Annotated in this window: 22 protein-coding genes; 15 read left to right on the top strand and 7 right to left on the bottom strand. The window is 69.8% G+C overall.

Going from position 1 to position 26,212, the window contains the following annotated elements; translation table 11 throughout:
* Positions 1 to 123 precede the first annotated feature (123 nt).
* From ASG52_RS22475 to ASG52_RS22460, 4 genes are all read left to right on the top strand, one after another.
* Positions 124 to 1,740, top strand: coding sequence for an alpha-amylase family glycosyl hydrolase (locus ASG52_RS22475; protein WP_056248089.1), 1,617 nt, complete (start codon positions 124 to 126; stop codon positions 1,738 to 1,740).
* Between the two features lie 189 nt (positions 1,741 to 1,929).
* Entirely contained in the window at positions 1,930 to 3,459 is a 1,530-nt protein-coding gene (gene glgA, locus ASG52_RS22470; RefSeq protein ID WP_056248085.1) for a glycogen synthase GlgA, read from the top strand.
* A 68-nt stretch (positions 3,460 to 3,527) separates the two neighbouring features.
* Positions 3,528 to 4,301 (top strand): Crp/Fnr family transcriptional regulator, encoded by a 774-nt coding sequence (locus tag ASG52_RS22465; RefSeq protein WP_286159139.1) that lies wholly within the window; start codon positions 3,528 to 3,530, stop codon positions 4,299 to 4,301.
* 310 nt (positions 4,302 to 4,611) lie between these two features.
* The gene (locus tag ASG52_RS22460; RefSeq protein ID WP_056248079.1) at positions 4,612 to 5,448 is read left to right on the top strand and encodes an aldo/keto reductase; all 837 of its coding nucleotides are present in this window, start codon (positions 4,612 to 4,614) and stop codon (positions 5,446 to 5,448) included.
* 182 nt (positions 5,449 to 5,630) lie between these two features.
* On the opposite strand, the gene ASG52_RS22455 is transcribed toward ASG52_RS22460, so the two are convergent.
* Positions 5,631 to 7,772 (bottom strand): sensor histidine kinase, encoded by a 2,142-nt coding sequence (locus ASG52_RS22455; protein WP_056248829.1) that lies wholly within the window; start codon positions 7,770 to 7,772, stop codon positions 5,631 to 5,633.
* A 100-nt stretch (positions 7,773 to 7,872) separates the two neighbouring features.
* On the bottom strand, positions 7,873 to 8,202 hold the full coding sequence (locus tag ASG52_RS22450; protein WP_056248075.1) for an Rdx family protein: 330 nt from the start codon (positions 8,200 to 8,202) through the stop codon (positions 7,873 to 7,875).
* A 350-nt stretch (positions 8,203 to 8,552) separates the two neighbouring features.
* Between ASG52_RS22450 and ASG52_RS22445 the strand changes: the two genes are divergently transcribed.
* The 7 genes from ASG52_RS22445 to ASG52_RS22415 all read left to right on the top strand — a co-directional run bounded on the left by ASG52_RS22445 (position 8,553) and on the right by ASG52_RS22415 (position 15,549).
* Positions 8,553 to 9,188 carry a LemA family protein gene (locus ASG52_RS22445; RefSeq protein ID WP_056248073.1) on the top strand — a complete coding sequence of 212 codons (636 nt, stop codon included), beginning with the start codon at positions 8,553 to 8,555 and terminating at the stop codon, positions 9,186 to 9,188.
* 13 nt (positions 9,189 to 9,201) lie between these two features.
* Complete coding sequence (locus ASG52_RS22440; RefSeq protein ID WP_056248070.1) at positions 9,202 to 9,981, top strand: TPM domain-containing protein; 780 nt, start codon at positions 9,202 to 9,204, stop codon at positions 9,979 to 9,981.
* Positions 9,971 to 10,597, top strand: a complete 627-nt coding sequence (locus tag ASG52_RS22435) for a TPM domain-containing protein (RefSeq protein ID WP_056248067.1) — start codon at positions 9,971 to 9,973, stop codon at positions 10,595 to 10,597. The genes ASG52_RS22440 and ASG52_RS22435 overlap by 11 nt, the downstream gene beginning before the upstream one ends.
* Positions 10,598 to 10,752: 155 nt before the next feature.
* Entirely contained in the window at positions 10,753 to 12,810 is a 2,058-nt protein-coding gene (locus ASG52_RS22430; RefSeq protein WP_056248066.1) for a carbon starvation CstA family protein, read from the top strand.
* Between the two features lie 4 nt (positions 12,811 to 12,814).
* On the top strand, positions 12,815 to 13,045 hold the full coding sequence (locus tag ASG52_RS22425; RefSeq protein ID WP_056248063.1) for a YbdD/YjiX family protein: 231 nt from the start codon (positions 12,815 to 12,817) through the stop codon (positions 13,043 to 13,045).
* Between the two features lie 125 nt (positions 13,046 to 13,170).
* The gene (locus tag ASG52_RS22420; RefSeq protein WP_056248062.1) at positions 13,171 to 14,445 is read left to right on the top strand and encodes a YjgN family protein; all 1,275 of its coding nucleotides are present in this window, start codon (positions 13,171 to 13,173) and stop codon (positions 14,443 to 14,445) included.
* A 6-nt stretch (positions 14,446 to 14,451) separates the two neighbouring features.
* Positions 14,452 to 15,549 (top strand): M48 family metallopeptidase, encoded by a 1,098-nt coding sequence (locus tag ASG52_RS22415; RefSeq protein ID WP_056248059.1) that lies wholly within the window; start codon positions 14,452 to 14,454, stop codon positions 15,547 to 15,549.
* Positions 15,550 to 15,607: 58 nt separating this feature from the next.
* Here the strand turns inward: ASG52_RS22415 and ASG52_RS28705 are convergent, their stop codons facing one another.
* The 3 genes from ASG52_RS28705 to ASG52_RS22400 form a co-directional block, all read right to left on the bottom strand.
* The gene (locus ASG52_RS28705; RefSeq protein ID WP_353612502.1) at positions 15,608 to 16,048 is read right to left on the bottom strand and encodes a hypothetical protein; all 441 of its coding nucleotides are present in this window, start codon (positions 16,046 to 16,048) and stop codon (positions 15,608 to 15,610) included.
* A gap of 266 nt (positions 16,049 to 16,314) precedes the next feature.
* Positions 16,315 to 16,893, bottom strand: a complete 579-nt coding sequence (locus tag ASG52_RS22405; protein WP_502691103.1) for a hypothetical protein — start codon at positions 16,891 to 16,893, stop codon at positions 16,315 to 16,317.
* 132 nt (positions 16,894 to 17,025) lie between these two features.
* Positions 17,026 to 18,819: a sensor histidine kinase gene (locus tag ASG52_RS22400; protein ID WP_056248056.1), complete on the bottom strand. Its 1,794-nt coding sequence runs from the start codon at positions 18,817 to 18,819 to the stop codon at positions 17,026 to 17,028.
* Positions 18,820 to 19,146: 327 nt separating this feature from the next.
* Between ASG52_RS22400 and ASG52_RS22395 the strand changes: the two genes are divergently transcribed.
* Positions 19,147 to 19,377, top strand: coding sequence for a hypothetical protein (locus ASG52_RS22395; RefSeq protein WP_156384083.1), 231 nt, complete (start codon positions 19,147 to 19,149; stop codon positions 19,375 to 19,377).
* Between the two features lie 128 nt (positions 19,378 to 19,505).
* On the opposite strand, the gene ASG52_RS22390 is transcribed toward ASG52_RS22395, so the two are convergent.
* The gene (locus ASG52_RS22390; RefSeq protein ID WP_056248052.1) at positions 19,506 to 20,051 is read right to left on the bottom strand and encodes a hypothetical protein; all 546 of its coding nucleotides are present in this window, start codon (positions 20,049 to 20,051) and stop codon (positions 19,506 to 19,508) included.
* 302 nt (positions 20,052 to 20,353) lie between these two features.
* Here ASG52_RS22390 and ASG52_RS22385 point away from each other — a divergent pair, with 302 nt between their 5' ends.
* The 3 genes from ASG52_RS22385 (at position 20,354) to ASG52_RS22375 (ending at position 24,381) form a co-directional block, all read left to right on the top strand.
* Entirely contained in the window at positions 20,354 to 21,217 is an 864-nt protein-coding gene (locus tag ASG52_RS22385; protein WP_056248824.1) for a YicC/YloC family endoribonuclease, read from the top strand.
* A gap of 8 nt (positions 21,218 to 21,225) precedes the next feature.
* The gene (gmk, locus tag ASG52_RS22380; protein WP_056248049.1) at positions 21,226 to 21,903 is read left to right on the top strand and encodes a guanylate kinase; all 678 of its coding nucleotides are present in this window, start codon (positions 21,226 to 21,228) and stop codon (positions 21,901 to 21,903) included.
* Positions 21,904 to 22,293: 390 nt separating this feature from the next.
* Positions 22,294 to 24,381, top strand: a complete 2,088-nt coding sequence (locus tag ASG52_RS22375) for a calcium-binding protein (protein ID WP_056248045.1) — start codon at positions 22,294 to 22,296, stop codon at positions 24,379 to 24,381.
* Between the two features lie 39 nt (positions 24,382 to 24,420).
* Here the strand turns inward: ASG52_RS22375 and ASG52_RS22370 are convergent, their stop codons facing one another.
* Positions 24,421 to 26,169 (bottom strand): ABC transporter ATP-binding protein, encoded by a 1,749-nt coding sequence (locus tag ASG52_RS22370; RefSeq protein WP_056248044.1) that lies wholly within the window; start codon positions 26,167 to 26,169, stop codon positions 24,421 to 24,423.
* Positions 26,170 to 26,212: the final 43 nt, after the last annotated feature.

Genomic DNA, 26,212 nt, shown 5'->3' with positions numbered 1-26,212 from the left:
GTCCCGCACGGCCTCGGGCGCCGAACTGAGCCCGCCCGCTTGAAGGCGGCCTGAACGGCCCTACCCCATTCCGAACAACGCGCGCCGCCGGGTCGTTCCCGCGGCCGAGTCCGGGGAGGTCCGATGCCCGAGGCGATCTGCAAGGCGACATGGTGGCAGAGCGGGACCGTCTATCAGGTCTATCCGCGCTCGTTCCAGGACACCGACGGCGACGGCGTCGGCGACTTGGCCGGCATCACCGCCCGGCTCGACCATCTGGCGTGGCTCGGCGTCGATGCTCTGTGGATCTCGCCGTTCTTCCGCTCGCCGATGGCCGATTTCGGCTACGACGTGGCCGATTACTGCGCCATCGATCCGCTGTTCGGCACGCTCGACGATTTCGACGCGCTGATCGCCGAGGCGCATCGGCGCAAGCTGAAGGTGATCCTCGACTTCGTGCCCAACCACTCGTCGATCGAGCATCCGTGGTTCGCCGAGAGCCGGGCGAGCCGGACTTCCGAAAAACGCGACTGGTACATCTGGCGCGATCCGGGCCCCGATGGCGGGCCGCCCAACAACTGGCTCTCCAACTTCGGCGGCCCGGCCTGGACCAAGGACGAGGCGACCGGCCAATATTACTACCACGCCTTCCTGGCCGAGCAGCCGGACCTGAACTGGCGCAACCCGGCGGTACGCGCGGCGATGCACGACGTGCTGCGCTTCTGGCTGGAGCGCGGCGTCGATGGCTTTCGCGTTGACGTGATCTGGCATCTGATCAAGGACGAGGGCTTTCGCGACAACCCTTCGAACCCGGACTTCGCGCCCGATCGGCCCGGCATCGAGCGGTTCTCGCAGGTCTTTTCCTGCGACCGGCCGGAGGTGATCGAAGTGATCTCAGGCATGCGGAGCGTCCTGCGCGAATACGGCGAGCGGGTGCTGATCGGCGAAATCTACCTGCCGATCGAGCGGCTGGTGGCCTATTACGGCCCCGACCTCACGGCGGCCGACCTGCCGTTCAACTTCCAGCTCCTCGAAACATCCTGGCGGGCCGACGCGGTGGCGGCCCTGGTTGCCGAGTACGAGGCGGCACTGCCCGAGGGCGGCTGGCCGAACTGGGTGCTGGGCAACCACGACCGGCCGCGCATCGCCGCCCGCGTCGGCGACGCCCAGGCCCGGGTCGCCGCGATGCTGCTGCTGACGCTCCGCGGCACGCCGACGCTCTATTACGGCGACGAGATCGGGATCGGTCACGTGCCGATCCCGGCCGACCGGGTGCAGGACCCGTGGGAGAAGAACGAGCCCGGCCACGGCCGCGACCCCGTGCGCACGCCGATGCAGTGGGACGAGGGCCCGAACGCGGGCTTCAGCACCGTGGAACCCTGGCTGCCGCTCACCGTGGATCGCGAGCGCCGCAACGTCGATGCGCTGCGCGACGATTCCCGCTCGATCCTGACGCTCTACCGCCGTCTGCTCTCGCTGCGGCGCGATCACGCCGCCCTCTCGGTCGGCGGCTGGCGCGGCCTCGCCCTCGCACCGGATCTGGCCGCCGAGATCTTCGCCTACGAGCGGTTCGAGGGTGCCGAAAGCTTACGCATCCTGCTCAATTTCGGGGGCGCCGCGCACGCGGTGCCGCTCGATGGCGGGCAGGCCTGGACCGTCCTGCTCTCGACCCGTCCGGGGCGGGCCGGCGAGGCCGTCCGCGACGCCCTCACCCTCGCGCCGGACGAGGGCATGGTGCTGCGCGCCGATCCGTCGAGATGAGGCGGCACGCGTCCGGCGCATGCACGCCATGATGCAACCGCGTGCATTTCGCCGACAATCTTCATCTGAACATGGCCTGAATTGTGCGATGCAACGGAACAGAGTGCCTTCCGGAGCATTGTCATGCCGAGCGCGGCGGTATCGACCCTCACGGTTCATAGGCGGCGCGAGGGTCGTGGGGGCGAGTCGATGGCGTATGTGGATCTCGGTGCGCTTCCGGCTGCCGAGGTGACGCCGTTTCCCCCATCCCACCACGAACCGCAGTCGGACCGCTCCCTCCTTCCTCGCATCCTTTTCGCCACGCCCGAGATGGCGGATTTCGTGAAGACCGGCGGCCTCGGCGAGGTTGCGGGTGCGCTGCCGCGTGCGCTGCGGCGCCACTACGATGTCCGCGTCCTGATCCCCGGCTACGCCTCGGTCATCGCGGGCCTCCAGAACTTCACGACCGTCGCCCGGATGGGCGCCTTCGCCGGCGTGCCTGCTTGCGAACTCGGCTACGGCACGACGCCGGACGGGCTCGGCGTCTACGCGCTGATCGCCCCCGACCTGTACGAGCGCGACGGCACGCCCTACGGCGACGCCGGCGGCGATTTCGGCGACAACGACATCCGCTTCGCCCGTTTGGGCCGCGCCGCAGCCGAACTCGCCGCCGGGCTCGATCCGTTCTGGTCGGCCGACCTGCTGCACCTCAACGATTGGCAGACCGCGCTGGCGCCGGCCTACATGGCGTGGCTCGGCATCCGCCGCCCGAGCGTGCTGACGATCCACAACCTCGCCTATCAGGGCCTGTTTCCGCGCGACACCCTCGGGCGGATCGGCGCGCCGGACTACGCCTTCCAGATGGACGGGGTGGAGTTCTACGGCCAGCTCTCGTTCCTGAAGGCCGGGCTCTACCACGCCTCGCACGTCACCACGGTGAGCGACACCTACGCCCGCGAGATCACCACGGCCGAAGGCGGCTGCGGCCTGGACGGGTTGCTGCGTACCCGCGCCGCGCAGGGGCGGCTCACCGGCATCCTCAACGGCATCGACGAGAGCTGGGACCCGCGCACCGACCCGCATCTCGCCACGCCGTTCGAGGCCGACGACTGGAAGGGCAAGCGCGCCAACGCCGACGAGGTGCGAAAGCAGTTCGGTATGGCGATCTCGCGCGGGCCGCTCTTCGCCATCGTCTCTCGCCTCGTCCACCAGAAGGGGATCGACCTCAGCCTCGCGGCCGCGGAGTCGATCGTCGCCGAGGGCGGCCAGCTCGTGGTGATCGGCCAGGGCGAGGGCCGCTTCGAGGAGGCGCTTCGCGATCTCGCCGGGCGCCACCCCGACAATGTCGGCGTCCATGTGGGTTTTCGCGAGACGGAGGCGCGCCGCATCTTCGCCGGCAGCGACTTCCTCTTGATGCCGTCCCGTTTCGAGCCCTGCGGGCTGGCGCAGATGTATGCCCAGCGCTTCGGCTCGCTGCCGATCGTGCGCCGCACCGGCGGCCTCAACGACACCGTCGAGGACGGAGTGACGGGCTTCACCTTCGCCGACGCCTCGCCCCGCGGGCTGACCTCGGCGATCACCCGCGCCTTCGAGGCCTTCGGCCAGAAGAAGCGCCTCAACGCCATGCGCCGCACCGCGATGTCGCGCGAGTTCGGCTGGGACCGCGCCGCGCTGAACTATTGCGGCCTCTATTCCCGCGCCTTCGGCAACAACGCGGCCCGGCGCTGGAAGGCGGCCTGATCCGTTAGCGGACGCCATCCCGCGCAACGGAGCGGCGTCTGCCGCGTTGTGCGGCCATGGATGCAACGGTGGCGATTCCGCGCAGCAATCCTCTGGTCCGCAAGCTGCGGCACGGCGTCGATCTCGACGACGGCGACTGTTCGCTGCTCGCCGGCATGTTCCGGCCGGGCCGCACCCTGGAGCCGCAGCAGGACATCGTCCGGGCGGGCGAGCCGGCGCCGGGCGTCCACCTCGTCATGGAGGGCTTCGCCTTCCGCTACAAGCTCGTCGGCGACGGCCGCCGCCAGATCCTCGGCCTGCTACTGCCGGGCGATTTCTGCGATCTGCAATCGATCGTGCTCGGCCCCTCCGACCACTACATCGCCGCGCTCACCGCCTGCACCGTCGCCGACGTGCCGCAGGACCGGATCGATGCCCTGGTGTTCCGCGATTCCCGGATCGCCCGCGCCCTGTGGTGGGCGACGCTCGTGGATGAGAGCATCGTGCGCGAATGGCTCGCCAACATGGGCCAGCGCGCCGCCGACCGGCGCATCGCCCACCTGTTCTGCGAATTGCTGCTGCGCCAGCAGATCGTCGGCGCGGCGGGGTCCAACGACTGCGCCATGCCGATGACCCAGCCGATGCTGGCCGACATCCTCGGCATCACCACGATCCATGTCAGCCGCGTCCTGCGCGACCTGCGCCAGCAGGGTCTGGTCCGGGTACAGGACCGGCGGCTGCATGTGCCCGACGTGGCGCGGCTCCACGCCTTCTGCGACTTCGACCCGACCTACCTCCACCTCCTGCGCCAACCCGGCGGGGCGGACATGGAGGCAAGCGCAGCGGGCCGAGGCCGGAGCTGATTTCGGACGGCCCCTTGAGCCCAATCCCGTCATTCTTCTGAGGGGCCGCGCAGCGGCCTCGAAGGGGGCTCCGGGGAGCGGGCGACTTCTGGAGAACTCCTTCGAGGCTTCGCTTCGCTCCGCACCTCAGGATGAGGAGGATGAATGGGACGACCCGTGCGAAGGGTGGCAGCCCGCCCGAGCGATTGCCCCTGCCCTGATCCGGGCGCAGGCCAGCCCCTCCGGTGAGACGGCTACACGACAGGCACGATCCTGCCGATTCTCCCCGCGTTTTTCAGGCCCTCGCTCGGGCCGCGCACAGGCTGGCCCCATGCCGTTTCACGATCCCGTCCCGCCGATCGCGCTGAACGACGGGCACACGATCCCCCAGATCGGCTTCGGCGTGTACCGGCTGGAGGATGCGCAGGCGCCCGCCCTCGTCGGCACCGCGCTCGGCAGCGGCTACCGCTCGGTCGATACGGCTTCCGTCTACGGCAACGAGGCGGGCGTCGGCCGGGCGCTTCGCGAGACCACGGTCCAGCGCGCCGACGTGTTCGTGACGACCAAGCTCTGGAACGACGACCAGGGCTACGACGCCACCCTGCGGGCGTTCGAGGCGAGCCTCAGTCGTCTCGCGGTCGAGCAGGTCGACCTCTACCTGATCCACTGGCCCTGCCCGGCCCGCGGGCTCTATCTCGACAGCTGGCGCGCCCTGATCCGCCTGCGCGAGGAGGGCCGCGCCCGCTCCATCGGCGTGTCGAATTTCACGGAGTCCCAGCTCGACCGACTCGTGTCGGAGACCGGCGTGACGCCGGCCCTCAACCAGATCGAGCTGCATCCCCGCTTCCAGCAGCGGTCGTTGCGGGAGGCTCATGCCCGGCTCGGCATCGTCACCGAGGCCTGGAGCCCGCTCGGCAAGGCGCAGATCCTCGACGATCCGGTGATCAGGCGCATCGCCGGTCGCCTCGGGCGCAACCCGGCCCAGATCGTGCTGCGCTGGCACGTCGAATGCGGCTTCGTCGCGATCCCAAAATCCGCGACGCCCACCCGGATCAGCGAGAACCTCGACGTGTTCGGCTTCGCCCTGACCGAGGACGACCACGCCGCCATCGCCGGACTCGACCGGGCAGACGGGCGGATCGGGCCGGACCCGGCGACATTGCAATAACGCGCCCGTCATTCCGGGTCTCGCCACAGGCGAGAACCCGGAATCCACCCGTGATGCGCGGCAAGACCGAGCGTCGTGCCCAGTCGTGGATTCCGGGTTCCGCTGCGCGGCCCCGGAATGACGGCGGTTGAGAAGGTTATGGTGTTGTCGAAGGTCGGTGACATCTGAGACAGGCGGCGCCCCTACCCCGCCAGCGGCAGCGGCTTCACCGCCGCCAGTTCCGTCCCGCCCTTGCGCTCCAGCAGGCCCGGCGGCGGCACCGGTGCCTCGATGGTGCAGACCACGCCGCCGGGCTCGTAGAGCAGCTCGACCGTGCCGGCGAGTTCGCGGGCGAGGCTGCGCTCGATCAGGCGTGAGCCGAAGCCGCGGCGCGTCGGCGGCGACACCGGCGGGCCGCCGGCCTCGCTCCAGCGCAGGGAGAGGCGCAGTTCGGGCTTGCGCTGCACCGTCCACGTGATCGTCACGAGGCCGCCCTCCTTGGAGAGCGCGCCGTACTTGACCGCGTTGGTGCCGAGTTCGTGGAGCGCCATGGCGATGGAGAGCGCGAGGCGCGGCGCGAGGCGCAGGCGCGGGCCCGACACCGCGAAGCGCGGGGCCGCCCCCTCGCCGGCCTCCAGCGGGCGGATCGCGTCGGCCACCACGGTCTTGAGTTCGGCCCCGTCCCAGCTCTCGCGGGTCAGCACGTCGTGGGCCCGGGCGAGCGCGAGCAGCCGCGCCTCGAAGGCGGCGCGCGCGGCTTCCGCCTCCTCGCCCTCGAGACCGCGCAGCGTCTGCATCGCGATCGACTGCACGGTGGCGAGCGTGTTCTTCACCCGGTGGTTCAGCTCGTTGATGAGCAGGCGCAGGTGCTCCTCGGCGCGCTTGGCGTCGGTGACGTCGACGCTGCAGCCGGTGAAGCCGAGGAAGGTGCCGCCGTCGTCGAGCCGCGGCACGCCCTCGCAGCGCAGCCAGCGGATTTCGCCGGTGCGGTCCACCACCCGCATCTCGGCCCGGAACGGGCGCCGGCTCTCGAACGCCTCCTCGAAGGTCGAGAGGAACAGCGGCAGGTCCGGCGGATGGACGATCGACTCCCAGCCGGCGCCTGCCATCTCGGCCGCCGGGCGGCCGAACAGGTGGTCGAAATGCATGTTGGCGAAGACGACCTCGGCGGTCTCGTCGGTCATCCAGATCAGGGCTGGCGCCGAATCGGCCATGTGGCGGAAGCGCGCCTCGCTCTCCTTGAGGGCCGAGAGGCCGCGCTGGGTCTCGGCCAGCGCCCGGTCGCGCTCCTCGCTGCGGGTGCGCAAGCGGAGCGAGGCTTCCGACAGCACGTCGCCGAGGCGGCGGATCTCGTGGATGGGCGAGGCGATGCGGGGAATCGCCTGACCGCGGGCCAGCGCCGGGCCGGAGGCCGCAAGCTGGCGCAGCGGCTTCGACACCCGCGACCACAGATGCACCGCGAGCACCGAGGAGGTCGCGAGCACGAGCAGGCCGAAGCCGCCGAAGGCCCAGAGCCAGCGGTGCAGCCGCTCGTCCACGAGTTCGCGCGGGATGCTGGCGGCGGCGGTCCAGCCGTTGAGCCGCGAGCGCGCCTCGACCACGGTGACGGGCTTGAAGGCGCGGTCGCGCCCCTCCCACACGCCGGGTGTGCCGGTCGCCTTCTGGCGGAGCGTCGCGAGCCGCGGGCGCCCGACCACGCCGGGCAGTTCGGGCAGGCGCGCCAGCACCACGCCGTCCCGGTCGGACACCCCCGAGACCCAGCCCCGCACCTGCTCGCGGGCCAAGATGCCCTCGATGCGGCTGACCGGCACGGTGAAGCTGAGGATGTAGGCGACCGCGTCGTCGATCCGCACCGGCACGGCCACCGCGTAGCTCGCCCGATCCGGCGTGGCGCCCGCGAGGTAGCCCGTCACCATCGAGCGCTGCCCGCTGGCGCGCAACTCGTGGTCCAGCGGCAGCGTGGTGACCGGCAGCGGCGCGCCGGGGCGCAGCGCCGTGTTGACGATCTGCTGCCCGTCGAGGCGGCGCAGCACAATGTCGAGGCCGGTGGCGTCGCGCACCAGCCGCGCCTGGTTCTCGAAATTCAGGAACTCGCCGTCCTTGAGCCGCGGCGAGGTCGCCAGCGTCTGCAGCACCGAGACGAGGCCCGCCGTGTCGCGGTCGATCGACAGCGCGATGCCGCGCACGTTCTCCCGCGCGTCCTGCTCGAAGCGGGCGCGCTCGGTCGAGGCGTAGCGGGCGAGCAGGATCGCGGTGAAGATCAGGCCGGGGCCGATCAGCGCGATCACCAGCATGATCAGGTAGAATTGCGTGGAGAAGCCGCGCTGGCCGAGCCGGGTCAGCATCCGCCGCAACGGCGCATCCCGCGGCTCGCGCGGCGGAGCGGACGGGCGCACAGGCAGCGCCGCGGGCGCAGGCCCCGACGGCTCGGCCTCGGCGCGGGTCTCAGGATCGGTGCGCAGCACGATCGACATGCCCGAGGTCGCGGCCCGGATCCAGCCGGTCGCGCACCCGCTGCTTGAGGGCCTTCACGTCGGGGAATCCGCCGTCGCGCACCCGCTCCCAGATCGTCTCGCCCTCGAATTCGATGGAGAACGCGCCGCCGGTGGCGGGCCGCAAGGCCACCTCGCCGAGGTCGTCGCGGAAGGTCGAGAGCAGCTCCTGCGCCATCCAGGCGGCGCGCAGCAGCCACTGGCACTGGGTGCAGTAGGTGATCGCGACCCGCGGCCGGGCGGAGGGCGGCGATGGGGTTGGGGCGTCGGAAGCCTCGTCCATGGCCCGCACAGCGGCCCTATCGGCCGGGCCTTGTCAACCGTTCGTCCCTTTCGCGACGGGCTCGCTACGCAGGATGGGATGCCGGGCGATGCGGCATCCCATCCTCCAGCATCGTCATTCCGGGGCGCGAAACGAACCCGGAATCCACGACTGGCCGCGACGCCCGGCACAGCGTCGCATCACGGGCGGATTCCGGGTTCCGCTCCGCGGCCCCGGAATGACGGCGAGGACAGGCAAGACGTCGATGTGGAAATTCCTCATCCCCCGAACTTCACCGCCCAACCTTCCCGCGGCGGCCAGCCGCACCTATCTCCCCTCACGAAAAGCCCCGCTTCGGAGACCTATTGCCCATGTCCGTCAGCCTCCAGCCTCCTGTGGCGCTGCGCGCGCCCGTGCTCGGCCGGATCGCCAGCGCGTTCGCCGCCCTGTGGCTGGCGCTCTGCCTGTCGGGCTGCGGCGCGATCAACCGGGTGCCGAGCCTGGAGGAGCAGGCGAAGTCGTCGTGGAGCGAGGTGCAGAACCAGTACCAGCGCCGGGCCGACCTGATCCCCAACCTCGTCGAGACGGTGAAGGGCTACGCCAAGCAGGAGCAGGAGACGCTGACCAAGGTGACGGAGGCGCGCGCCAAGGCCACCAGCGTCCAGGTCGATGCCTCGACGGTGAGCGACCCGGAAAAGTTCAAGCAGTTCCAGGACGCGCAGAACCAGCTCTCCGGCGCGCTCGGGCGCCTGCTCGCCTCGGTTGAGGCCTATCCGGACCTGAAATCGAACCAGAACTTCCTGGCGCTGCAATCGCAGCTGGAAGGCACCGAGAACCGCATCGCGGTGGCGCGGCGCGACTACATCCAGTCGGTCCAGGCCTACAACACCGAGATCCGCACGATTCCCGGCCGCTGGATCGCCTCGTGGTTCTACCCCGAGGCCAAGCCCATGGAGACCTTCACCTCGACGCCGGGCGCGGAGCGCGCGCCGAACGTGAAGTTCTAGCGCCAGCCGCCGGGTGAGCCTTCGCGCAAAAGACCTCTTTGCTCGGCTGGCGGCAGCGCTCGCCGTCCTGTTGCTGGCTTTGGGCACGACGTTCGCCGCCGAGCCCGATCTGCCCAAGCTCACCGGCCGCATCGTCGATGGCGCCAACATCCTCTCGCCCGAGGCCGAGGCGCGCATCGACGCCAAGCTCAAGGCGCACGAGGACAAGTCCGGCGATCAGGTCGCGGTCGCGACCGTGCCCTCGCTGCAAGGCCTCACCGTCGAGGATTTCGGCAACCGCCTGTTTCGGGCGTGGAAGCTGGGGCAGGCCAAGACCGACAACGGCGTGCTGCTCCTTGTCGCGCCGACCGAGCGCAAGGTCCGCATCGAGGTCGGCTACGGGTTGGAGGGCGCGCTCACCGACGCGCTCACCAAAGTCATCATCACCACCGCGATCACGCCGCGCTTCAAGCAGGGCGAATTTTCCAGCGGCGTCGAGGCTGGCGCCGACGCGATCCTGTCGATCCTGTCGGGCGACGCCGAGGAGTGGCAGCGCCGGGCGCCGGTGCGCGAGGACAGCATCGATCCGGTCACGGTCGGGTTCTGGATCCTCGTCATCGTCGTGCTCGTCCTCGTCATGGCGCGGATGAATTCCGGCGGGCGGCGCGGGCGCGGCGGCGGCATCGTCGTGATTCCGGGCTCGTCCGGCGGCTGGGGCGGCGGCTTCTCCGATGGCGGCGGGTTTTCGGGGGGTGGCGGGTTCTCCGGCGGGGGAGGCTCGTCGGGCGGCGGGGGAGCCTCCGGTGACTGGTAGCGCGGCGATCCTGACCGAGGCCGAGCGCGCGCGCATCGCCGCCGCCATCGGCCGGGCCGAGGCCGGCACCGCGGGCGAGATCGTCGTGCTGGTGGCGGCCCGCGCCGGGCTCTACCGCTCGCCTGCGCTCGCCCTGGCGCTCGCGGTGGCGCTCGCCCTGCCCTGGCCGCTGATCCTGCTGACGCACCTGTCTGCCGCCGAGATCGCGCTGGCTCAGGCCGGCGGCGTGCTCGTGGCGCTCGCCGCCACGCTGAACGAGCGGGTGCGGCTTGCGCTCACCCCCCGCCCCTGGCGCCACGAGCGTGCCCGCGCCGCCGCCCGCCACGAATTCGTGGCGCACGGGCTGACCGCCACGCGGGAGCGCACGGGGGTGCTGATCTACGTCGCGCTCGCCGAGCGCTACGCCGAGATCGTTGCCGACTCGGCGGTGCGGGCCCGCATCCCCGACGGCGAGTGGCGCGTGGTGCTGGCCGACCTCCTCGCGGCGGCCGGGCGCGGCGAACTCGGCCCCGGTCTCGTCGCGGCGGTGGAGCGGGTCGGCGGCGTGTTGGAGGCGGCACTGCCCGAAAATGGGACCGGCAACGAACTGCCCAACCGCGTCATCGTGTTGGACTGAGCCGGAAGACACGCAAGAGGAAGACGCGCCTCACCCGTTGATGGATCGCCGCGTGTGTAGCCTGTGCAACTGGCCTTGGTGAAAAATTTCAGCCAAACAAGGCCCGTCAAGGCCGCCTGAACAAAGAATGCGGCCATCACGGAGTGAGGCGTCAGATGGGCGCGGTACAGAAACACGGGCCCTGGGCCCTGGTCGGCGCGTTGGGGGCGGCGGCGCTCGCCATCGTCGCCACGCAGCGCGGGGAATCGATCAACGCGCTGTGGGTCGTGGTGGCCGCGGTCTGCGTCTACCTGATCGCCTACCGCTACTATTCGCTCTACATCTCCGACAAGGTGATGCGCCTCGATCCGAAGCGCGAGACCCCGGCCCACCGCCACAACGACGGCCTCGACTACGTCCCCACCAACAAGACCGTGCTGTTCGGCCACCACTTCGCGGCGATCGCGGGCGCGGGCCCGCTGGTCGGCCCGGTGCTCGCCGCGCAGATGGGCTACCTGCCCGGCATGCTATGGATCCTGGCCGGCGTGGTGCTGGCGGGCGCGGTGCAGGACTTCATGATCCTGTTCATCTCGATGCGCCGCGACGGGCGCTCGCTCGGCGAGCTGATTCGGGCCGAACTCGGCGTCATCCCCGGCGTGATCGCCCTGTTCGGCACCTTCATGATCATGGTGATCCTGCTGGCGGTGCTGGCGATGATCGTCGTCAAGGCGCTGGCCGAGAGCCCGTGGGGCACCTTCACGGTCGCCGCCACGATCCCGATCGCGATCCTGATGGGCCTCTACGCGCGCTACATCCGGCCGGGCAAGATCGGCGAGGTCTCGATCATCGGCTTCGTCCTGCTCATGGCCGCGATCCTCGGCGGCGGGCAGATCAACGAGCACCCGGTCTGGGGCCCGGCCTTCACCTTCACCGGCACCCAGCTCACGTGGATGCTGATCGGCTACGGCTTCGTGGCCGCGATCCTGCCCGTATGGCTGCTGCTCGCCCCGCGCGACTACCTCTCGACCTTCCTCAAGATCGGCACCATCGTCGGGCTGGCGCTCGGCATCGTCGTCGTCGCCCCGCACATGCAGATGCCGGCGATGACGAAGTTCGTCGACGGCACCGGCCCGGTCTGGGCGGGCTCGCTGTTCCCGTTCCTGTTCATCACCATCGCCTGCGGCGCGGTCTCGGGCTTCCACGCCCTGATCTCGTCGGGCACCACGCCCAAGCTCGTCGACAACGAGATGGACACCCGCTTCATCGGCTACGGCGGCATGCTGATGGAGAGCTTCGTCGCGATCATGGCGCTCGTCGCCGCGAGCGTGATCGATCCGGGCGTCTACTTCACCATGAACTCGCCCGCCGGCCTCGTCGGCACCACGCCGGAGACGGCCGCCGCCGCCGTGACCAAGCTCGGCTTCCCGATCGCGCCGGAGGTGATCGCTCAGACCGCCAAGGACGTCGGCGAGCACTCGATCATCTCGCGTGTCGGCGGCGCTCCGACGCTCGCCGTCGGCATGGCCCACATCATCTCGTCCGCCATCGGCGGCAAGGCGATGATGGCCTTCTGGTACCACTTCGCGATCCTGTTCGAGGCCCTGTTCATCCTCACCGCGGTGGACGCCGGCACGCGCGCCGGGCGCTTCATGCTGCAGGACCTGCTCGGCCTCTTGTCGCCGCGCTTCAAGGACACCTCGGCCTGGGCCCCGAGCCTCGTGGCCACCGCGCTCTGCGTCGCGGCCTGGGGCTACTTCCTCTACCAGGGCGTCACCGATCCGTTGGGCGGCATCTACACGCTGTGGCCGCTGTTCGGCATCTCGAACCAGATGCTGGCGGCCGTGGCGCTCACGCTCGCCACCGTGGTGATCTTCAAGATGAAGCGCGAGCGCTACGCCTTCGTCACGATCATCCCGACGGTGTGGCTGTGCATCTGCACCCTCACGGCCGGCTGGCAGAAGATCTTCTCCCCCGACCCGAAGATCGGCTTCCTCAGCCACGCCGACCGCTTCTCGGCCGCCATCGCCGAGGGCAAGGTGCTGGCTCCGGCCAAAAGCATGGACGACATGCACAAGATCGTCTTCAACGACCGCGTCGATACGGTGCTCGCCGTGTTCTTCGTCTGCCTCGTCGTGGCGATCGTGGTGTTCGGCGTCATGGCCTGCCTGAAAGCCTACCGCGCCGACCGCTGGACGGCGCTGGAAGCCGATCCCAAGCTCGCCCCGGCGGAGTGAGAGCATGACGGGAACCGCACCGGCGCAGAACTTTCGCGACCGCCTCAAGGCGTTCAACAAATGCGTCTGCGACGGGGCGCGGCTGATGGTGGGCCAGGGCGATTACGGCACCTACGTCGCTCACATCCAGAAAACCCACCCGGACCAGGCGCCGATGACCGAGCGCGAGTTCTTTCGCAACCGCGAGAACGCGCGTTTCGGGGGCGGCAACACCTCGGGTTTCCGCTGCTGTTAACAGGACGTTAACCGCACGAACGAAGAAGCGCCGTCATCCTCGCCATTCGCGAGATGCGGCGCTTTTTCGCGTGCAAGTGGCGCAAGCTTGGCTAGTCTGCCGCCCCATCGGGAAGGTGGACGATCATGGATAGGACCGAGGATCGGAGCGGCTCTGAGGGCACCGTCGCCTTCGCGCAAGAGGCGAAGGGCCTGACAGGGCTGGTGGTGAAGGGCCTGCTGCTGACCGCCGTCACCTTCACGATCTACCGCTTCTGGTACATGACCGAGCTGCGGCGCTACTTCTGGAGCCGTACGCTGATCGCGGGCAGCCCGGCGGAATATCTCGGCCGCGGCAAGGAACTGTTTCTCGGCTTCCTCGTGGCGCTCGCCATCCTGGTGCCGCTCTACCTCGTCCTGTTCCTCCTCGGCATCGCGGTGCCGGTCCTCGCGCCCGCCGTGCCGGTGCTGTCGGCGATCTTCCTGTTCGTGCTCGGGCAATACGCGATCTTCCGCGGGCGGCGTTACCGCGCCGCGCGCACCCGCTGGCGCGGCATCCGACTCGGGCAGGACGGCTCGGCCGTCGCCTACATGCTCCGCGCCAGCCTGTGGTGGCTCGCCACGATCCTGACGCTCGGCCTCGCCTTCCCGTTCATGCGCGCCGCACTGGAGCGCTACCGCATCGACCACACGCTCGTCGGCGAGAGCCGCCTGCGCTCGTCCGCGACGGGCCGCTCGGTGCTGCTGCCGTGGCTCGCCTTCTACGCGGTCAGCCTGCTGCCGATCGTCGTGGCCGGACTCGCCTTTCTCGGCAGCGTCGGGCTCCCGCTGCCCGCGGATCTGTTCGTCTCCCAGTCGAACGGCAAGATGGACACCTCCATCCTCAATCCACGCTACGCGGGGACGGCGGTAGGCACGTCCTTGGGCTGGCTGATCACCGCGCTCAGCCTCGCCGTCCCGCTGGTCCTGCTGCTGATCCCGTTCTACCGGGCGCGCGAGACCCGCGCTTTCCTCTCCGCCACGCATCTCGGCGAGGCCCGCCTCGTCTCGCGGCTGCAGGCGCGCGAATTCTACTGGCCCTACTTCGTCTACTTCCTGACGCTGCTGTTCTTCTTCCTCGTGATCGGTGTCCTGTTCGCGATGGTGGTCGGCGTCGCCGGCCCGAACGCGAATTCCGGCGCGCAGGCGGCCGCTTTGGTCGGCGGCGGGCTGCTCTATGCCGGCACGCTGCTCGGCATGGCGGTGATCTACGTCCGCATCGTCACCCACGGCCTCTGGGTCGCGGTGGCGAACGCGACGACCATCGAGAACGTCGCTGCGCTCGAGGCGGTGCTGGCCTCCGCCCGCACGCCCGCGAGCGGCCTCAACGAAGGCCTCGCCGACGCGCTGGATGTCGGCGGCGCCCTGGAAATCGGGTTTTAGCGCCGGGTGAACGCACCGCTCACCACCACCGGCCGCTACTTCGACGGGCGCAGCGCGCGGGCCCATCCCGTGCGGCTGCGCCTCGGCGAGCGGCTGGAGATCGCGGGCGAGGCTGTGCGCCTCGACTGGAGCCTCCTCGACCTGCGCGCCGCCGAGACGGCGCCGCCGCTCGCCCGGATCGGCCATGCCGAGCACCCCGGAAGCGTCGAGTTCGAGGATGCGGCCTTCGCCGAGGCGCTGGCCGCCCGCTGCCCCGACCTGAACCGGCGCGAGGGCGGGGGCGGGCTCACGCGGCTCGTGCTCTGGTCGATCGCCGCGGGCGTCTCGGTGGTGCTGACCGCGCTCTACGGCGTGCCGGCGGCGGCGAACCTCCTGGCCCCGCTGGTCCCGCCCTCGGTCGAGGCGCGGCTGGGGCAGGCGATCGAGACACAGGTCGTCGGCCTGCTGGGCGACCCGCCGCTCTGCGCGGCGCCGGAGGGGAGAGCCGTGCTCGACCGGCTCGTCGGGCGGCTGTCGCAGACCATGGCGCTGTCCCCGCCGCCGCAGGTGAGCGTGCGGCGGCACGCGACCGCCAACGCCCTGGCGCTGCCCGGCGGGCGGATCGTCGTCCTGTCCGATATCATCGCCAAGTCGAGGAGCGCCGACGAGTTCGCCGGCATCCTCGCCCACGAGTTCGGACATGTCGCGGCGCGCGATTCCATTCGCGCGGTGATCCGGGCCGGCGGCACCTCGTTCCTGCTGAGCCTCGTGCTCGGCGACCTCACCGGCTCGACCGTGCTGGTGGCCGTGGGGCAGGGGGCCATCGCGGCGGGCTATTCGCGCGAGGCCGAGCGCGCGGCGGACCGGGCGGCGGTCACAGGCGTCGACCGGGCCGGCGGCGACGGGCGGGCGCTCGCCGCCATCCTGGAGCGCATCACCGAGACCCACGACGAGACGCCCGGCGGGCTGACCGGCTTCCTGCGCTCGCACCCCTACACCGCCGAGCGCGCGGCGGCGATCCGGGCGATGCCGGGCGAGCGGACGGACGGGGCCTCGCTCCTGAGCGAAGCGGATTGGCGGACGTTGCGCGCCATCTGCGGCACGAAGGATGAGAAAGCGGATTGAAGAATCACGCCGAAGCTCACATTCGGCTCTTTGTCGAAGCGAAGCGCTTCGACCGACGTCAACCGCTCTCTCCGGCACCGGCATCTCGCAAAACAACGAGGCGTGCGCGGACGATATCGGCTCGGCCGCCCGGTCCTCGTATATTCCCCTCGACAAAGTGATCGAAGTCACGATCCGCGAACAGCTTCGCGAGTTGCTTGGCGATGAACTGCCGAATGTCAATGTCAGATCGCAGCATCTCCGCCACGATCTCCTCACGACCATCGACAACCAGAAGGATGTCTTCCAGATCGTGACTTGCGAGAAGATCGCCTTCGCCGCGGCCGAGATACGCCTCGAACTTCGTGGCGAGGAAGAGTTCCGGCGTCAGCAGTCGTATGGCGAGCGCCTCGGTCAGCAGATAGGCGACCGCCGTCTCGATGCCTCTCTTGTACCAACGGTTGGTGAAGCCGAGGATCGCCGCATCGTCGGGCATGAAGTCGACCTTGAGGTCGCCCAATCTCATTCGGCATATGACCGTGTCGTCGTCGGCTTCCGCAAAGCCTCTCTCGCGCAGTTGCGCCTGAAGGGCAGCCCATCCAGGGTACCCGGCCAAGTCGACGATGAGATCGACGTCGTCCGTCGTTCACACGTCTTCGAGGGTGACCTCATCGGTGATGAAGAGGGCGGTCGTGCATCCTCCGACGAACACCAGCCTGCTCCGAAGGTCGTCGCCCAAGACATCGGCAACGGACTGCAGCATTCGAAACAGGTGGCCTCGGACACTCATTTCGACATCAACCTGTCGGCGAGCTTATCCCTGGCGAGGCTCACCTCACGCTGGTTTCCAAGCCTGACGGCATCAACCAGAGCAAGATATTCATACAGTCGATCATCCTTGGCTGCCGCTTCGGGAACACTTCTGAACAGCGGCAAAATGGACTGCCCGATATCGCGGCCCGTGGCGGACGGCCAGACGTAGATGTACGTGCCTCCGCTGATCAGCATGTTTGTCAGCATTGGCGCGGCGAATGCAGTTGGAATACCGCGTGTCAGCGCTCCCGGCTCTGCAGGAAACACGAATTTCAGACCGTGAACGATGAAGCTGTAGAGATCACGGCGGTGAGGCTTTGGCCAACCGGTCTCGCGATCCTTGATGGCCATTCCGATCGAAAGAAGCCGCTTTATCGACGCACCGATTTCCGTCTTGCTGATGCCGAGCAGAGACTCGAGATTGCGAACGGAATACGCGGCGCCTCCCTGGAGATTCGAAACGAGATCCTGAGACCTCCTCCCATTCGCGGAATCCTGAAGGCTCACGAGCTTGAGCAGGACGACGACATCCTGGCCCTTGATTCCGTTCATGCGCGCGCGTCCGCTGTCCTAGGACTGAGGACAGACAACCACGGCGGAGTCGGCTTCGTCAACGGAGTGCGAAGCGCTTGTCGTGACGCGCTTCAATGGGGCAGCCTCGCTGTTTCGCCCTCGCCTCCGGCCTCACGCCGCCTCGACACTCGAAAAAATCTCGCAGACGACGCCCTCGGGCGGGAAGTCGATGCGGGCGTGGCCGCCGAGTTCGGCCGCCAGCCCGCGCTCGATCAGCCGCGAGCCGAAACCGCGACGGGCCGGCGGCACCACCGGGGGCCCGCCGGTTTCGCGCCAGACGAGATGGAGGCGGTGGGCGCCGTTCTCCGCCGGCTCCGTCCGCCAGCCGAACGCGACCCGGCCCTCGGGCAGGGAAAGCGCGCCGTGCTTGGCCGCGTTGGTGCAGAGTTCGTGCAGCACCATGCCCAGCGCTAGCGCCACGCGGGGCGGCAGGCGCAGATCCGGGCCCGACAGGGCAAAGCGTGGGCCCCCGGCCTGGAACGGGCGCAGCACCTCCTCGATCACCGCGTGCAGGCCGGCCCCGGCCCAGTTCTCCCGCGTCAGGATGTTGTGGGCCGCCGACAGCGCCAGCAGCCGCCCCTCGAACGCCTCCCGCTGCCGCGCCCCCGCGCCATCGAGCCCGCGAAAACTCTGGAAGGCGAAGGACTGCACGGTGGCGAGGGTGTTCTTCACCCGGTGGTTCAGCTCGTCCACCAGCAGGCGGCGCCCGGTCTCGCGCTGGCGCAGCTCCCGCGCCGCCGCGTCGAGGGCCCGGCCGGTGTCGCGGATTTCCCGCACGAGCGTCGGCGGCAGCACGGCCAGCGGTGCGCCGCGCCCGAGCCTTTCGGCCTGGGCGCAGACGGCATCGAGCGGACGCGCGAGCCGCCCGGCGAGCCACCACGCCAGGGCCGCGCCGGCCAAAGCCACGGCGAGGCCCGAGACCGCGATGGCCGTGCTCAGCTCCCGCACGGGCGCGAGCGCGCGGGCCGCATCGACCCGCGCCACCACGGTCCAGCCGAGGCCGGGATAGTCGCGAAAGCCCCGCGTCGGCTCGGTGGCGAAGAGATATGCGCTCGCTCCGTCGGGCCAGGGGCCGATCCGCGGGCCGGCCCCGTCGGCGCCGAGGCGGCGCGCGCCTGCGAGCGTCTCTTGCGGCAGGGTCCGCTTGAGCAGGTCGGGCGGCCCGTGCAGCACGACGCCGTCGCGCGACAGGAGCAGGATCTCGGTGCCGGCGCGCTGGCGCGTCAGGGTGCGCTCGAAGGCGGCGGCGGCGTCACGCGCCCAAGCCCAATCGAGATGGGCCGCGACGACGCCGACGAGCGTACCGTCCGGCGCGCGGACGGGGGCGGCCAGATCGACGAGCCGCAGCGGCTCGCCGTTCACCGGCGGCAGCACCTTGGCCAGCAGCCGCGCGTCGTGCACGTCGCCCGCAAACGGCCGCTCGCGCCCGGCCAGAAAATAGTCGCGGGCCGAGACGTCGGCGCCTTCGAGCAGGCCGTTGCTGGTGGCGACGATGCGCCCGGCGGCATCGGTGAGGAGCAGGATCGAGTAGGCCGGATAGGTCGTCTGCAGCCGCTCCAGCACCGCGCGCTTGGCCGGCAGGGGGGCGTCGGGCTCGCGCAGCGTGTCGAGGGTGGCCACCACCTGCACGTCGCGCCAGCGCTCGAACATGCCCTGGTCGAGGGTGCGGGCCATGTGGCTCGTCAGCTCGTCGAGCTGCGCGCCGACCTCCACCTCCAGCCGCGCGGTCGCCTGAGCGTGGACGAGGAGCGCCAGCGCCAGCGTCGAGACGAGGCCGAGGCTGCCGAAGGCGAGCGCCAGCACGAGCCGCAGCGGCAGCACCGGCCAGCGCGGGGCGGCCCGGGCCCCCGCACGCGTCCCGGATTGGGACGGGATCGACTGGGCCAGCTCGGCGTCGGTCTGCATCGATGGCGGCGCCCCGGGTATTTCGTGCCGCATCGGCTCGTTTGAGGGCCGGAACGCCTCGTTCGAGCGGATGCGCCGGCCCTGGCGGCGGACCGGTCACGCTGTCTTCGCCCGGCCTGCCACGGGGGGCAATCCTTCGCCCGTGGGGAAACAAATTTCACGACACAAGCGCGGCACGGTTGCATCAAGGTGCCGGTCCATCGCCGATCTTGGCGATTTTTGCGCCGCGAACCGGCCTTTGCGCGTCCGTCAAGAATGTTCCTGCGGATAAGCTTAACTATTTGCCCTCGCCACACCCCACGCGAAACGCCCCGGAGCGGAGACGGCATGGCGCAGGCAGCACCCAGAAAGGCCCCCGTGAAGGCATCCCGCATCCGCGCCCTGTGGCCGAGCCGGGACCTGCGTCCCCCGCCGCCGGAGCCGGTGCGGGTCCCGGCGGCCCCCGCCGACGAGAGCCTTCCCCTGCGCGGCCTCACCGCGCACGAGCTGATCGCCATGGCCCGCGCGGCGCGGGCGCGGAGTTTGGAGGCGGAAGGGGCTGATTCGGCGGCCGGTTGATCCGCCCGAAGGCCGCTACTCCCCCTCTCCCCGCACGGTGGGGAGAGGAGATGCGCACCATCGGTGCCGGCACAAAAATGCCGCCCGTCCGGCGAGGGACAGGCGGCGTTTTCCGTCTCGCGAATAATCTACTGTACCAGCGCCAGCCGCCCGCGGGCCTCGCCCGAGCCGGTGCGGATCGGCGGTTCGACGTGGCCGGCGAAGAAATCTTCGACCATCTCGCGCAGGACTTCGGCGAGGTCGCCGCCGCGGTCGGCCTCGATATGCACGTCGGTGCCGACCGAGCGGCCGAGGCTCGGGGCCCCGTTGCTGGCCAACGCGGCGAGGCGCTCGTCGTAGCCGGCGCTCAGCCCCGTGACCGCGATGTAGTTGCGCCCGCCGAGGACCGGCCCGTACCGCACGCCGACGCGCTGCTCCTTGTCGGCGGCGTTGCGCAGAACGGCGGTGAAGCCGACGAAGTCGTCGCGATCCACCTCCGGGGCCGGGCAATCGATCCGGCCGTGGGCGACGCCGTCCTCCGCCAGCACCTCGGCCATCAGGGTCAGGGCCTCGGAGACGGGGGCGAGCGCCCGCGTGCCCTCTTCGAGCAGCCGGGCGCGCAGGCGGTTCTTCTGCGCGTCGGCGGCGCGGAGCCGTGCGCGGAAGCGGTTCTTGATGTCGAACGGGTTCGTCATGGATTCGGTCCCTCCCGGGAAGGTCCGGAAATTCGCTGTCGATTCCGAAGCTAGAAATTCGCTCAATAAGCGTCAAGATGATGCACAGTATTCGCGCCTGCCTCGACAACAGGCTATTGCGCGGGCTTTGGCCATGCCTGTTTTTTAGGCGATCACGACCGCAGCGCGATGAGTGCAGTGCACGCGGCGACAGAGTTCGCCCTGCGTTGCGCAGATCGGGCCAAACCGCGTATTCGGGCAACGGGGTCCGAGAGGGCCGGTTCCACGAGGGGGTTTCAGGCTTGGGCGGTTCGATCGCGAGCATGACGGGCTTCGCCCGCGCCGCCGGCACCACCGGCGCGGTGCAGTGGCTGTGGGAGATCCGCACGGTCAACGGACGCGGGCTCGACATCCGGGTGCGGGTGCCGGGCGGCTTCGAGGCGGCGGGCGAGGCGGCCCGCGCCGCGCTCTCCAAGGCGCTGGCGCGCGGCCAGTGCCAGCTCGGCCTGACCCTGACCCGGCCCGATACGGCGGCGCGGGTGCGCATCGACGAGGCGCTGCTGGCCGACCTCGCGGCGTCGGTCGCGCGGGTGCCGCGGCCCGCGGGCATTGCGCCTGCGACGCTCGACGGGCTCCTGTCGGTGCGCGGCGTCGTCGAGATCGAGGCGGAAGGCCCTGCCGACCCGGATGCGCTGAACCGCGACCTCGTGGACGGCGCGCAGGCGCTGGTGGCCGACCTCGTCGCCGCCCGGCGGACGGAGGGCGCCTCGCTCCACGCCATCGTCGGGGGCCAGCTCGCCGAGATCGCCCGGCTGACGCAGGCGGCGGAGGACTGCCCGGCGCGACGCCCCGAGGCGGTGCGGGCGCGGCTCCAGGCGAGCATCGCCGCGCTGACCGACGGCACCGGGCTCGATCCCGACCGGCTGCATCAGGAGGCGCTGCTCCTGGCCGCCAAGGCCGACGTGCGCGAGGAACTCGACCGCCTGCGCGCCCATGGGGCGGCGGCGAACGACTTGCTGGCGGCGGGCGGCGCCATCGGGCGGCGGCTCGATTTCCTGGCGCAGGAACTCGGCCGCGAGGCCAACACGCTGTGCGCCAAGGCGAACGACATCGCGCTGTCGCGGATCGGACTCGACTTGAAGGCCGTGGTGGAGCAATTCCGCGAGCAGGTGCAGAACGTCGAGTGAGAACCGGTATGAACCAGGGTCGGACGGAGGGCGGACGGGATGCCAAGGCCGAGCGGCGTGGCCTGATCCTGATCCTGTCCTCGCCTTCGGGGGCGGGCAAGACGACGCTGACGCGGGCCATCGCCCAGAAGAGCGACTGGGGCCTCGACCTGTCGATCTCGGTCACCACGCGGGCGCGCCGCCCCTCGGAGATCGACGGACGCGACTACCGCTTCATCGACCGCGAGGCGTTCGAGGACCTGCGCACCCGCGACGACCTGCTCGAATGGGCGGAAGTCCACGGCAATTTCTACGGCACGCCGCGCCGCCCGGTGGAGAAGACGCTGTCGCAAGGGCGCGACATGATCTTCGACATCGACTACCAGGGCACGCGCCAAGTGCGGCAGCGGCTGCAGGACGACGTCGTCACCGTCTTCATCCTGCCGCCGAGTTTTTCCGAGCTGCGCCAGCGGCTGGAGCGGCGGGCGGAGGATTCGCCCGACACGATCGAGCGGCGGCTCGCCAACGCCCGCAACGAGATGCAGCGCTGGAGCGAGTACGACTACGTCATCGTCAACGACGACCTCGACGAGTCCTTCCGCGCGCTCCAGGCGATCCTGGCCGCCGAGCGGCTCAAGCGCAGCCGCCGCACCGGGCTCGCCGCCTTCGTCGAGGGCTTGCTGACGGAAGCCGGCGGCGGGCGCTGACCGGCCGCCGAGCCCGACGCCGCCCTACCCGCGCCGCTCGATTGCCGACTCCGTTTCCGATGATCGCTCCCGAATCCTGCGGCTTTGAGCCCCGTTCTCGCCAGGGAACGGTTCAGCCTGCTCGTGCATTCGCGCGCGTCCTTTCTCGGACTGCGCAGTTTAACCTTTGATCATCGGTATTATCGACACGGCCTGACGAGCGCATTTCATCCATCAAATTCAATTGAATGGATCGCCACCGCGGCCTTTCCATACTCGCTCCGTCGCCAGCACAGCAGTGCATCGGCAGCCGAACTAGCATTTATCAATACAAGAGCCGTGCCACGCTGGCAGAAGCCAGCAAATGACATTTCTCTCAAGGGCCCACCGCCCGCTCAGGAGTTTGCCGTCATGCCGCAACTCGTCCTCGTCCCCTCCCCCGCTTCCGGTCAGACCCGCGTCACCTTCACCTCTTCGGAAGTCGGGAACGGCAACGCCAACGATTCCGGCACCCTGACCAATCAGGACGGCGGCCTCGCCGTCCGCGTCCAGGCGGAGGCGAGCGACGGCACGCTGACAGGACCGGTCACGCGCTACACCGACGAGGACATCGTCTTCATCGCCGGCGACGACGAGGACAGCACGTTCGACGTGCGCGACCTCGTCAGTGGCGTGTCGCGCGGCAACCAGTTCGCCTCGGTCCAGCTCGGCACCCAGAACGCCGACGTCCTGGGCTCCCCCGCGGAGGCGCGTCCGACCTACATCAACGGCGGCATGGGTGCGGACAGCATCTCGGGCGGCACGGCCAACGACTTCCTCGTGGGCGGCGGCGGCGGCGACCTACTCATCGGCAATCTCGGGGACGACGGCATCCTGGGCGGCGGCGGCAACGACACCGCGCGGCTCAACGTCTCGACCGACGGAGCCGACACGATCGACCTCGGCGACGGGGCGGACCGGATCGAGGTGGACCGCGCGACGGCGGGCCAAGTCCGCCTGAGCTTCACCTCGGCGGAGGTCGGCAACGGCAGCGCCAACGACGGTGGAACGCTGACAAACCAGGACGGCGGCCTTGCCGTGCGAATCCAGGCCGAGGACGGCTCCGACGGGCTGACCGGGCCGATCAGCCGGGCCGACGACGAGGGCATCACCTTCGTGGCGGGCACCGGCGTGACCTTCGACGTGCGCGACCTCGTGAGCGGCGTGCAGCGCGGCGACCAGTTCCGCACCGCGACGCTCGGCACCGCCGCGGGCGAGACGATCAACGGCACGGCGGAGGCCGACTATATCAATGCCGGGGCGGGCAACGACGTCCTGCGCGGCCTCGCGGGCAACGACTTCCTCGTGGGCGGAGGCGGCAACGACACGCTGGAGGGCGGCACCGGAGCCGACGGCCTGCTCGGCGGCGCGGGCAACGACATCTACGGCGTCGACAGCGGCCGCGACCGGGTGATCGAAGCGGCAGGCGGGGGCTACGACCGGGTCTACACCACCTCGTCCTACAGCCTGGCGGCCGGGCAGGAGATCGAACTTCTCCACCTCCTCGCCTCGACCGGCAACGCCGACCTCGACCTGAAGGGCAACGAGTTCGACCAGACGCTCTTCGGCAATGCCGGCGACAACCTCCTCGAAGGCGGCGGCGGTGCCGACATCCTGATCGGCGGGCTCGGCGACGACATCTACGGCGTCGACAACCTCCGGGATCAGGTGTTCGAGCAGGCGGGCAGCGGCTACGACCGGGTCTACACCAACACGTCCTTCAGTTTGGCTGCGGGGCAGGAGATCGAACTTCTCCACCTCCTCGCCTCGACCGGCAACGCCGACCTCGACCTGAAAGGCAACGAGTTCGACCAGACGCTCTTCGGCAATGCCGGCGACAACCTCCTCGAAGGCGGGGGCGGCGACGACATCATGATCGGCGGGCTCGGCGACGACATCTACGGCATCGACAGCGCCGACGATCAGGTGTTCGAGCAGGCCAACAGCGGCAACGATCGAGCCTACCTCACCTCGTCCTACACGCTCGCCGCAGGCCAGGAGATCGAGCTCCTCCATCTCCTTCGCTCCACCGGCAGCGCCAACCTCGACATCACCGGCAACGAGTTCGGCCAGAGGCTGTCGGGCAATGCCGGCAACAACGTCCTCGACGGCGGCGGCGGTGCCGACGTGCTGGCGAGCGGCTTCGGGGCGGACACCTTCGTGTTCTCGACCGCGCTGGGCGCCGGCAACGTCGATCGGATCGAGGACTTCTCCAGCGCCGACACGATCCGGCTCTCGGCCGAGATCTTCACGGCGCTGAGCCCCGGCGCGCTGAGCGCCGACGCGTTCAAGGATGTCGGCACGGGCGACAACGTCGATGCGAACGACCGCATCGTCTACGACAGCCGCACGGGCGCCCTGTCCTACGACGCGGACGGCTCGGGCGCCGGAGCCTCGGTGCAGTTCGCCACCCTCGACAACCGGGCCGCGCTGAACGCGGGCGACTTCGTTGTCGCCTGATCGGGCGTCGCCGGAGCTTTTCGGCTCCGGCGGCTCTCCCTACTCCGCGGCACTGCGCGGCGGGTTCTCCCACACGTCGCCGATCTGGGCGGCGTGCAGGCGGCGGTAATAGCCGTCCAATCCGAGCAGGGCCTCGTGCCGGCCCTGCTCGGCGATGCCGTGCTCGGCCACCACGACGATGCGGTCGGCGTGGCGGATCGTGGCGAGGCGATGGGCGATGACCAGCGTGGTGCGGCCTTGCGCCAACTCGGCGAGGGAGGCCTGGATCTCGCGCTCGGTCTGGGTGTCGAGGGCCGAGGTCGCCTCGTCGAGGATCAGGATCGGCGGGTTCTTCAGGAAGGCGCGGGCGATGGCGAGCCGCTGCTTCTGCCCGCCCGACAGCTTCACCCCGCGCTCGCCGATCACCGTGTCGAGCCCGTCCGGCAGCGAGCTAACGAGGCCGTCGAGCCGGGCGCTGGCGGCGGCGGCCATGATCTCGGCCTCGCTCGCGTCGAGGCGGCCATAGGCGATGTTCTCGCGGATGGTCCCGGCGAACAGGAAGACGTCCTGCTGGACGATGCCGATGCGGCCGCGCAGCGAGCCCTGCGTCAGGTCGCGGATGTCGTGGCCGTCGATGGTGATGCGGCCGGATTCCGCCTCGTAGAAGCGGGGGATCAGCGACAGCAACGTGGTCTTGCCCGCCCCCGAGGGACCGACGAAGGCCACCGTCTCGCCCGCCCGGATGGCGAGATCGACGTTGCAGAGCACCGGCCTGTCGGAAGAGTAGCCGAAGCTGACGCCTTTGAGGCTGATGTCGCCCTTGAGCGGCGGGGCCGGAATGGCGTTCGGACGGTCGGCGATGTCGGGCTCGGTGGCGAGCAGCTCGCGATAGCGGCGGAAGCCCGCGATGCCCTTCGGGTAGGTCTCGACCACGGCGCCGATCTTTTCGAGCGGCCGGTAGAACACGCCGACCAGCAAGAGGAAGCCGACGAAGCCGCCGGCCGTCAGATCGCCGCGCACGACGAAGTAGGCACCGCCCAGCAGCACGACGATCTGGACAAGGCGTAAGCCCAGGTAGTTGATCGACAAAGCCGCGGCCATCAGCCGGTACGCCTCCAACTTGGCCGCGCGGTAGCGGGCGTTGTCGGTGGCGAACAGGGCGCGCTCGTGCGGCTCGTTGGCGAAGGCCTTCACCACGCGGATGCCGCCGACATTCTCCTCGATGCGGGCGTTGAAGGCGCCGACGCGGCCGTACTGCGCCTGCCAGTTGCGGGTCATGCGCCCGCCGTAGCGGATCGTCACGAAGGCGATGAGGGGCAGGATCGCGGCGGTGGCGAGCGCGAGTTGCGGATGCACCCACGTCATCAGGGCAAAGGCGCCGAGAAGCGTCATCACGGCGATGAACACGTCCTCGGGCCCGTGATGGGCGACCTCGCCGATTTCCTCCAGATCCTTCGTGACGCGGGCGACGAGGTGGCCGGTCTTCTGCCCGTCGAAGAAGCGGAACGAGAGTTTTTGCAGGTGCGCGAAGGCGCGCTCGCGCATCGTCGTCTCGATGTTGATGCCGAGCACGTGGCCCCAATAGGTCACCACCACCATGAGGCCGGCATTGGCGACGTAGAGGAGCGCGAGGCCGGCGGCCGCCAAAATAATCAGCCCGAAATCCTGGCGCGGCAGCAGCACGTCGACGAAGGCCTTCACCGCCATCGGGAAGCCTAGTTCGAGCAGGCCCGACAGCACGGCACAGCCGAAATCGACCAGGAACAGGGTCCGGTAGGGCCGGTAATAGGCGAAGAAGTCCTTCAGCATGGGAGGGGGTGTCGCCTGGTCTTTTCGGGGTCGAACGAGGAGG

Origin of the sequence: Methylobacterium sp. Leaf456 (genome assembly GCF_001425465.1) — a bacterium.
Classification (GTDB): domain Bacteria; phylum Pseudomonadota; class Alphaproteobacteria; order Rhizobiales; family Beijerinckiaceae; genus Methylobacterium.
Note: the sequence above shows the minus strand (reverse complement) of the source record. Positions and strands in the feature narration are given on the sequence as shown.